Below are 8,856 nucleotides of genomic sequence, written 5' to 3'. Positions count from 1 at the left end.
CCCATGTGAGAGTAGGTCATCGTCAAGATTAAATTCCGAAACCCCTATCTGCTGATGCAGGTAGGGGTTTTGTTTTGTCCGCAGGAAAAACCTGCGAAAGCTCGAAATAAATTTGCACAGTTATTTTTGAGCTGGAGCACTAGAATAGCCCCACCTCAGTTGAGTCAGAGTTGTTTATGCCCGACCCGTTGGACACCCATCGGCTGTCAGAACTGCCTTTAGGCGAACTGGTAGCGTGCCATGAGTGCGACCTGTTGATGCGCAAGCCTCGACTGTCCCATGGCGAGAAAGCCGAATGCCCCCGTTGTGGATATGAGCTCTACGCCCACCGGCCCAATGTCGTCGAGCGTAGCCTTGCCTTGGTCATCGCTGCCCTGCTGTTGTATGTACCCGCGAACTTTCTACCCATCATGCAGCTCAACCTGCTCGGTCAATCTTCCCAGGACACCGTGTGGAGTGGCGTGGTCGGCCTGTTCGATAGCGGCATGCAAGGCATCGCGGTGGTGGTGTTCCTGTGCAGCATGGGTGTGCCGCTGCTCAAGCTCCTTTGTCAGTTGGCTGTATTGTTGACCATTCGCTGGAACGTCGGCCGCAGCTACGGCTTGTTGCTGTATCGCATTTATCACCACCTGCGAGATTGGGGAATGCTTGAGGTCTATCTCATGGGCGTGTTGGTGGCCATCGTCAAGTTGGCAGACATGGCCGCCATCACCGTGGGTCTGGGGTTGGTGTGTTTCATCAGTTTGCTGCTGGTTCAGGTCTGGTTGGAGGTGGTGATGTCGCCGCATCAGATCTGGCAAGCGTTATCAGGAGAGGATGCCCATGCGGGCGATTGATGCGGGCATTCTGATCTGTACCGAATGCCATGAATTGAATCGGCTGGATGCTGACGCCGACGCGCAAGCCTGTACCCGCTGCGGAGCGCGGATTCATCCCCGTCGCCCGAACAGCTTGATGCGTACCTGGGCGTTGTTGGTCACCGCCGCAATTCTTTACATCCCGGCCAACATGCTACCGATCATGACGATCAATTCCCTGGGCCATGGTGCCCCCAGCACCATCATGGCCGGTGTCATCGAGTTGGTGCAGCACGGCATGTTACCGATTGCCGCCGTGGTGTTCATCGCCAGTATCCTGGTGCCGACCTTCAAACTGGTGGGTATTGCCTTGCTGTTGTTTTCCGTGCAGCGGCATCAGCCCATGTCTGCAAGGCAACGCATCCTTATGTACCGTTTCATCGAATTCATTGGTCGCTGGTCGATGCTGGATATTTTCGTGATCGCGATTCTGGTGGCGGTGGTGAATTTTGGACGACTCGCCAGTGTCGAAGCCGGTCTCGGCGCGATTGCCTTTGCCAGCGTAGTGATTTTGACAATGATTGCCGCAGTAACCTTCGATCCCCGACTGATTTGGGATAACACGGAGTCGGATAACGACCATGACTGATTTGCCTACCGCTAAAACCCGACCGGCCTCTAACTGGTCGGCCATCTGGGTCCTGCCGTTGATTGCCTTGATCATCGGGGGATGGCTCGGCTGGCGGGCTTATAACGAGACCGGGATCGAGATCAGCGTGCGCTTCGAGAGCGGCGAGGGTATCCAGATCAACAAGACCGAGGTGGTCTACAAGGGTATGCCGGTCGGTAAAGTGAAAGCCCTTACTCTGGACGACGAAGGCAGCTCGAAGGGGGTGGTCGCGACCGTTGAGATGAACAAGGACGTGGAACAATACCTCAAGACCGGAACGCGTTTCTGGCTGGTCAAGCCAAGCGTGAGCCTGGCCGGGATCACGGGTCTGGAAACCCTGGTATCGGGCAACTACGTGGCAATCAGCCCGGGTGACGGAGAGTCCAGTCGCAAGTTCAAGGCCTTGTCCCAAGAGCCGCCACTGTCGGACGCCAAGCCGGGTTTACACCTGACCATCAAGGCTGACCGGTTGGGTTCGCTGGATCGGGGCAGCCCGGTATTCTACAAGCAGATCCAGGTCGGGCAGGTGAAGAGCTACCAGCTCTCTGAAGATCAGAACACGGTGGAGATCAAGGTTTTCATCGAACCGACCTACGCCAGCCTGGTGCGTAAACACACGCGTTTCTGGAATGCCAGCGGCATCAGCATCGATGCCAATCTCTCAGGAGTCAAAGTCCGCAGCGAGTCCCTGGCGAGCATCGTGGCCGGTGGTATTGCATTCGCCACGCCGGAAAGCCGCAAGGACAGTCCGCCGACGGACCCCAGCTTGCCGTTTCGTCTTTACGAAGACTTTGACGCCGCGGCTGCCGGTATTCGCGTGAAGGTCAAACTCAGCGACTTTGAAGGTTTGCAGGCCGGCCGTACACCGGTGATGTACAAGGGCATCCAGGTCGGCAGCCTGAAGAACCTCAAGATTGACTCTGACCTGTCCAGCGCTACGGCTGAACTGACCATGGACCCACTGGCCGAAGATTACCTGGTAACCGGCACTCAGTTCTGGGTCGTCAAGCCGTCGATTTCCCTGGCGGGGATCACCGGCCTGGAAGCGCTGGTCAAGGGCAACTACATTGCCGTGCGACCCGGCGACAAGGGCGCGGCCCCCCAGCGTGAGTTCGAAGCCAGGGCGAAGGCGCCGCCGCTGGACTTGCGTTCGCCCGGCCTGCATCTGGTGCTGTTGACTGAAAACCTCGGATCGCTGGAGGTCGGCAGCCCGATCCTCTACAAGCAGGTCAAGGTCGGCTCGGTGCAGAGCTACCAATTCTCCCGCAAGAAAAAGCAGTTGATCGTCGGTGTGCACATCGAGAAGGAATACGAAGGGCTGGTCAACGGTTCGACGCGGTTCTGGAACGCCAGCGGCATTACCCTCACGGGAGGTCTGACGGGGGGAATCCAGGTCAAGAGTGAATCGCTGCAAAGCCTGATGGCTGGCGGTATCGCCTTCGAAACGCCGGTGCCCAATGTACCGTTGAAGAGACGTGTCCCCCGCTTCCGCCTGTTCGAGAACCGCGAAGCCGCGCAACAGAACGGCACCGTGGTGACGATCAAGGTCGATCGTGCCGACGGTTTGCGCAGCGGGACACCGATTCGCTACAAAGGGTTGGATGTGGGCAAGGTCGAGGACGTTGATCTCAGCGCCGATCTACAGTCGGTGCTGCTCACTGCTCGCATCACTGAAGTACCGGAGCGTATCGCCCGGGTTGGCAGTCAGTTCTGGGTCGTCAAACCCGAACTGGGGCTGATCAAGACCTCGAACCTGGAAACACTGGTGACCGGTCAGTACCTCGAAGTGCAGCCCTCGGTGAAAAACCTCGGACCACAGAAGAACTTCGTGGCCCTTGCCAGTCCACCGGAAAGTGCCGTGCCCGAAGCCGGTTTGAGCCTGGTGTTGAGCGCTGCCCGCCGTGGTTCGTTGAAGACGGGCGTTCCGGTGACGTACCGAGAGATCACCGTGGGCAAGGTCACCGGTTATGAACTGGGCCAGACTGCGGACCGGGTGCTGATCCACATCCTGATCGAACCCAAATACGCGCCGCTGGTACGCAGTGGTACGCGATTCTGGAACACCAGCGGTTTCGACATGGACTTCGGCCTGTTCAAAGGCGCCACAGTGCGGACCGAGTCGTTGGAGACGTTGATCCAAGGGGGCGTCGCTTTCGCGACACCGGATGGCGAGAGCATGGGCAGCCCGGCGCGGCCGGAGCAGACCTTCCCGTTGTTCGATAAATTCGAGGATGAGTGGCTGACCTGGGCGCCGAAGATCAAGCTCGGTAAATAACGGGTCAAGTGATGGCCTGTTCCGACGTCATCGCGAGCAGGCTCGCTCCCACAATGATCCGTTGCAAACACAGCTCCTGTGCCTGACACGAATCCCCTGTGGGAGCGAGCCTGCTCGCGATGACGGCGGGACAGTCGATACAAGTGCTTCAAAAAAAAGGCCGCGATCCAATGGATCGCGGCCTTTTTCATTTTCCGAGAATTACCTCACACCGGATCCAGCTCCGGCTCATCGGTCTCTACATTCACCGTGGCTTTCACCACATCATGGCGGCGGATGTACTTCCAGTCCGCTTCGTCGATGTAGATACCGTTCGGGCCGCTGCCGCCTTCCAGGTCGATGGCGACACTGGCACAGACCTGCGGCTTCACACTCGCCAGGATCGGCACGAAGCCCAGTTGCAGACTGGTTTCCAGCAACGCTGCCTGGTTCTTTTCATCGATGTCCGCCGCCTCATCCAAGTAGTACGGCAGGCGCACGCGACCGGCCTGCTCGCGGTCCATCAAATGCAGCAACAGGTACATGTTGGTCAGCGCCTTGATGGTCATGGTGGTGCCGTTGGAGGCCGCGCCATCGATGTCAGTATGGATCACGGGCTGGCCGTTGACCTTGGTGATCTCGAAGGCCAGTTCGAACAGGTCCTTGAGGCCGAGCTGGTTGTGGTTCGCCGCCACCAGGCGCGCCAGGTATTCCTTGGCTTCTTCGTTCTTGTTGTCCTGCTCGGCGCTCTGGCTGAGGTCAAACACCGAGAGGGTCTCGCCTTCCTCGTATTGACCGGCGCTGTGGATGATCTGGTCGATGTGCTTGAGCGCTTCCTTGTTCGGCGCCAGGACGATGCGGAAGCTCTGCAGGTTGGACACCTGGCGCTTGTTGATCTCGCGGTTGAACAACGCCAGTTGGTGCTCGAGGCTGTCGTAGTCGCTGCGGATGTTGCGCAGGGTTCGGGCGATGTCAGTCACTGCCGCACGGCGAGCCTTGCCCAACGTCAGGGCTTCGTCGGTACGGTGGGCATAGGCGTTGATCAGCAGTTGCAGGCGGCGCTCCATGTCGTCTTCGCTGTCGAACTTGGCGACGCCCTTGAGGCGCACCTGGGCGTACAGTGCCTCGATCTGGCCGTCCACCCGCAGCAAGCCTTGCCAGCTGTCCTGATAGTCATTGAGCAGCGGCAGCAGGTTGTCCATGGAGTCGTCGACCGGGTCCATGAACGGCGTGCCGAACGGCAAGTCCGCCGGTAGCAGTTGACGGCGGCGCAAGGCGTCGTCGAGGGTGCGCTGCTTGGCTTCCATATCGGCAATCTGCCGGCCCACCAGTTGCAGTTTGGCGGAAAGCTGCTGGACACGCTCGGTGAAGGCGTCGCTGGAGCGCTTGAGTTCGTCCTGGGCGGCTTCCATCTGTGCCAGTTGCTCGAGCTTTTCGCCTTCTTCGGCGCTCAGGGTCTGGCTGCGACGGAAGTCTTCCAGGGCCTTTTGCGCGTCCAGTACCTGCTGGTACAGCGCTTCGGTCTGGGTCTTGCTCGCCGCACGGTCGGCGGCCACGGCCTGTTGGGTCTTGAGTTGCTTGAGTTCTTTCTCCAGGCGCTCTTTCTGGTCCCGCAACGCGGCGCGGTCGGCCAGGGCTTGCAGGGCCGGTGGCTCGATGTGGGACAGGTCGATGGACAGGCCCGGCACTTCGAAACGCTCGCCCTTGAAGCCGTCGAGGATCAACTCCATGGATTTGACCCATTCGCCGTTCTCGTCCAGCGCGATGCCATGCTCGCCCAGCGGTAGGCTGAACAGGGCGCTGTTGAACAGGCGCATCAGGCGCTCGACGTCCTGCTGCGAAAACTCCTCTCGCAGGCGGGCGTAGCTGTTGTTGTCGGCGTGATCGAGTTGCTGCTTGACCGACTTCAGGCGTTTTTCCAGATCCCGCAGACGCTCTTCCAGGTCTTCGGCGCTGAACTGCCGGGACTGGGCCAGGGCGCCGGCCAGTTCATCGTGGGCATCCTTGGCGGCGAGCAGTTGCTGCTCCAGGACCTTGACGTCATCCACCAGGGCGAAGCGATGCTTGAGCACCGACAGCTCACCGAGCCAGCGCTGGATCCCCGTGATTTCCCGCTCCAGGCGCATCAGCTCCTGGGTGCTGCCGCGCTGGTCGTTCTGCAGCGAATCCTGTTCGTTGCGGTAGTGCTCGGCCTGGATGGTCAGCTCTTCCTTGCGTGCACCGGCGTAGTCCGACCAGGTACCCAGCAACGAGTCGAGCAAGGGCGACAGGCGATGCAGTTTGCCGCGCAGGATATCGCGCTGCTTCACGCCATTGGCCAGGGCTTCCACCAACGGACCCGCGGCCACCAGGGAGTTGTAGTCCTGCTCCATGCGTCGCACGTCGCGGAAGGCTTCTTCGCACGCGGCGATGTAGTCCACGCTCCCGGAACGCAGGCTGTGCTCGAAGGCATCGAGAAACAGCTGCTTGAGCTTGGCCGCGGTGATTTCGCGCATGTGCAGCAGGTTGATGAACAGCGCCCGGAAAGTCTTGAGGCTTTGCTCGCTGGTGGAACGCAGCGGGATCAGCGTCAGGTCCAGGGGAATCGAGGTGTGACCACCCACCAGCAGGCGCCGCAGTTCATCGGGCTTGAGTTCGTAAGCCTTGAGGCCTTCGCGCTCCAGGTTGGTGAACAGCTCTTTCTGACGCAGGCAGGTGTCGTTTTTCTGATAGTGGGCCAGGTCCAGTTTGCCTGCGTAGGCAAAGAACTGGTGACCGAAACCGCCGCCGGGGCCGCGACCGACCACGCCGATCACATGAGGACCGTGGGGCAGGGCGACTTCCACCAGGATGTAGCTGGTGTCCGAGGCGAAGTAGAAACGCCGGGATTGCTCCAGGCTGTACTTGCCGAAGCTCATGTCCGACATACGCGCCAGGATCGGGAACTGCAAGGCGTTGATCGAGGCGGATTTACCGAGGTTGTTCGCGCCATACACCGACAGCGGTTCTTCCAGCGGGAACAGGCCGAGGCTGTAGCCGGCGGTGTTCAAAAGGGCAAAGCGGCGGATGCCGTAGCGTTCCTGGCTCATGCGTCGGTCTCCTGTCCTTCGGCAATGGCGCGGGCCAGTGCGTCTTCTTCGCTTTCGTCTTCAAACGGTGCCAGGTCGAGCGGATCGTCGGTTTGCAGCAGCTTCTCATCACTGTCTTCGTCGATCAGTACCGGCGCCGGCAACGGCAGCACGCTGTGCACGCTGGCCGCCAGGTCGCGGTCCTGCTGGACCGACAGGCAGACATCGAGGAAACGGTGCATCGGCGGCAGGAAGCGGTACACGCCGTTGTCTTCACTGGCGAAGCCCAGTTGGGTCATGCGGCGCATGATTTTTTCTTCCAGCTCTTCCTGGGTCTGCACCTCGGCCTGGATGAACAGGTCGCGGTACTTTTCCAGCAGCGAAGGCAGCTCATCGCGGCCCAGGCTGCCACCGTCGAGCACGGCAATCGGGTCGCGGCCCTGGTCGGCCAGGTGCTCGACGAGGATGAAGGTGAACAGCGCCAGGCGCTGGGCGGTCTTGTTCACCGCCGCAGCGGCCAGGTCCGGCACGAAGTAGTAGAAACCACGGGTATCGCACACCAGTTCAAAACCCAGGGCCTTGAACAGCGTGCGGTACTGGTCCTGGAAATTCGACAGTTGCGCGTACAGCTCCGGGTCGCGGCGGCTGACGTGGTAACCCTTGAACAGCTCGCGAAAGATCGGCGCCAGCTGGGACAGTTCGGATAGATCAAGATGCATGGGGGATGCTCGCAGAATCCTCGGCAGCGTCGCGGGCCGAGAGCAGGGCGAAGGAGCGCAGGCTGACCTGATGCTCGTGAGTGTGGTATTCGCGGCGTTCCAGGCGCTCGCGCTTGAAGCGTTTTTCCCGCGACAGGCGCGAGAACCAGTACAGCAATTCGTCGGTGGCGCCGTCCGGCTCCTGCTCCAGCAGCCAGACCATCAGATCCGGCAGCGGCAGGGCATCTTCGCAACGCTCGACCATCTCGCGCACGGTGCGCGGCGCCCGCGGGGCATCGCCGCCCTTGTGGGTTTTGTGAGACTTGGGGAAGCGCGCCGGTTTCGGCTCGAAACGGGCCAGGGCGTAGACATAGGCTTCAACCTGGCTGGCGCTGCCGAGGAAGGTGCTTTGCGGCCGGGTGAACAACGGCATGGCCGCCTGCGGCACGGCATCGATGCCTTTGCGACGGATGGCAGCCAGGGCCAGGGCTGCGCCACGGGTCACGGCGTTGTGACGACGGGCCTCTTCGCGCAGCGGCAGGAGCAATTCGCGGGCATGGCGCAGGGTCAGCTGGGCGCTGGTCTGCATCTCGAGAATGCGTGCGTGGGTACGCAGCAGCATGTCATCGTCCACCAGGTGGCCGAGGCGCTGTTGTTCGGTGAGCATGCGCAACAACACATTCTCGACCTTGCGCACGCCTTGCTCGAACGCTCCGTCGGCGTTAACCAACTGGATCATCGGTTCGACGTACTCGTCCCAGGTCGCCAGCACTTCAGCGTAACGTTGGCGCAGCGGGATCTGCCGGTCGCTGGTCTTGGCCCGTTCGGCCACGGCCACCAGGGCCTGCTCATCGTTGGCAAGTTTCTTCAGGACGTCCCGCACGCGCATGTCGAGCAGGCGCAACTGGCGGGCCAGGTCGTTGCCGTCGCGCACGTCGAAGGCGTCCTGGATATAGCCGGCCAGACGTTCGAGGTGGCGCAGGTAGGCTTCGATCTCCAGGCACAGGCCCAGGCGGTGTTCGCGGCGCAGGTAGGCGAGGAAGTCATGGATCTGGGCATTCAGCTCGAAACGGTTCGGGCTTTTTGCCACCGGCACGAGGATGTCCAGGCGGATCCACACGTCCAGCAGGTTGGTAATGTCCTGGGGCGTGCTGTCCAGCTGTTGGGCGGCCAGTTGTGAACGCAATTCGTTGAGGCTCAGGGTGCCCTGGTCGAAGTGCTCGCACAAAGGTTCCAGCAATGCCCAGTGTTCAGCGAGGGCGCGCAAGACGCGCTTGGGTTCGATCATCGCAATGGCCGTCGGGTTGGCAATTAAAAGGGGCGATTGTACTGCATCGGGCCGGTTGCGATTCACCCCCGAGACGGACTGTCGTCTGTATTGCCCAACTAT

At 60.8% G+C, this 8,856-nt stretch carries 6 protein-coding genes; 3 read left to right on the top strand and 3 right to left on the bottom strand.

All coding sequences use genetic code 11. The features are described from left to right. Window positions 1–176 precede the first annotated feature (176 nt). Genes ACODTO_RS17835 through ACODTO_RS17825 form a run of 3 tightly spaced genes read left to right on the top strand, consistent with a single transcriptional unit; the run spans window position 177 to window position 3,742 of the window. A complete protein-coding gene (locus tag ACODTO_RS17835; protein ID WP_139644705.1) occupies window positions 177–836 on the top strand; it encodes a paraquat-inducible protein A in 660 nt (219 codons plus the stop codon). Beyond that, window positions 823–1,446: a paraquat-inducible protein A gene (locus ACODTO_RS17830; protein ID WP_139644706.1), complete on the top strand. Its 624-nt coding sequence runs from the start codon at window positions 823–825 to the stop codon at window positions 1,444–1,446. The genes ACODTO_RS17835 and ACODTO_RS17830 overlap by 14 nt, the downstream gene beginning before the upstream one ends. Next, a complete protein-coding gene (locus ACODTO_RS17825; protein ID WP_139644708.1) occupies window positions 1,439–3,742 on the top strand; it encodes a PqiB family protein in 2,304 nt (767 codons plus the stop codon). Before ACODTO_RS17830 ends, ACODTO_RS17825 begins: the two co-directional genes overlap by 8 nt. A 206-nt stretch (window positions 3,743–3,948) precedes the next feature. On the opposite strand, the gene mksF is transcribed toward ACODTO_RS17825, so the two are convergent. From mksF to mksB, 3 genes are read right to left on the bottom strand one after another with little or no spacing between them, the layout of a single operon-like run. Beyond that, a complete protein-coding gene (mksF, locus tag ACODTO_RS17820; RefSeq protein ID WP_489106813.1) occupies window positions 3,949–6,789 on the bottom strand; it encodes an Mks condensin complex protein MksF in 2,841 nt (946 codons plus the stop codon). Further along, complete coding sequence (gene mksE / locus ACODTO_RS17815) at window positions 6,786–7,487, bottom strand: Mks condensin complex protein MksE (protein ID WP_489106812.1); 702 nt, start codon at window positions 7,485–7,487, stop codon at window positions 6,786–6,788. Before mksE ends, mksF begins: the two co-directional genes overlap by 4 nt. After that, window positions 7,477–8,754, bottom strand: coding sequence for an Mks condensin complex protein MksB (gene mksB, locus ACODTO_RS17810; RefSeq protein WP_139644713.1), 1,278 nt, complete (start codon window positions 8,752–8,754; stop codon window positions 7,477–7,479). Before mksB ends, mksE begins: the two co-directional genes overlap by 11 nt. Window positions 8,755–8,856 lie beyond the last annotated feature (102 nt).

This window comes from Pseudomonas sp. FG13, from assembly GCF_057809755.1.
The sequence above is the reverse complement of the archived record's forward strand: the minus strand, read 5'-3'. Positions and strand labels throughout refer to the sequence as shown.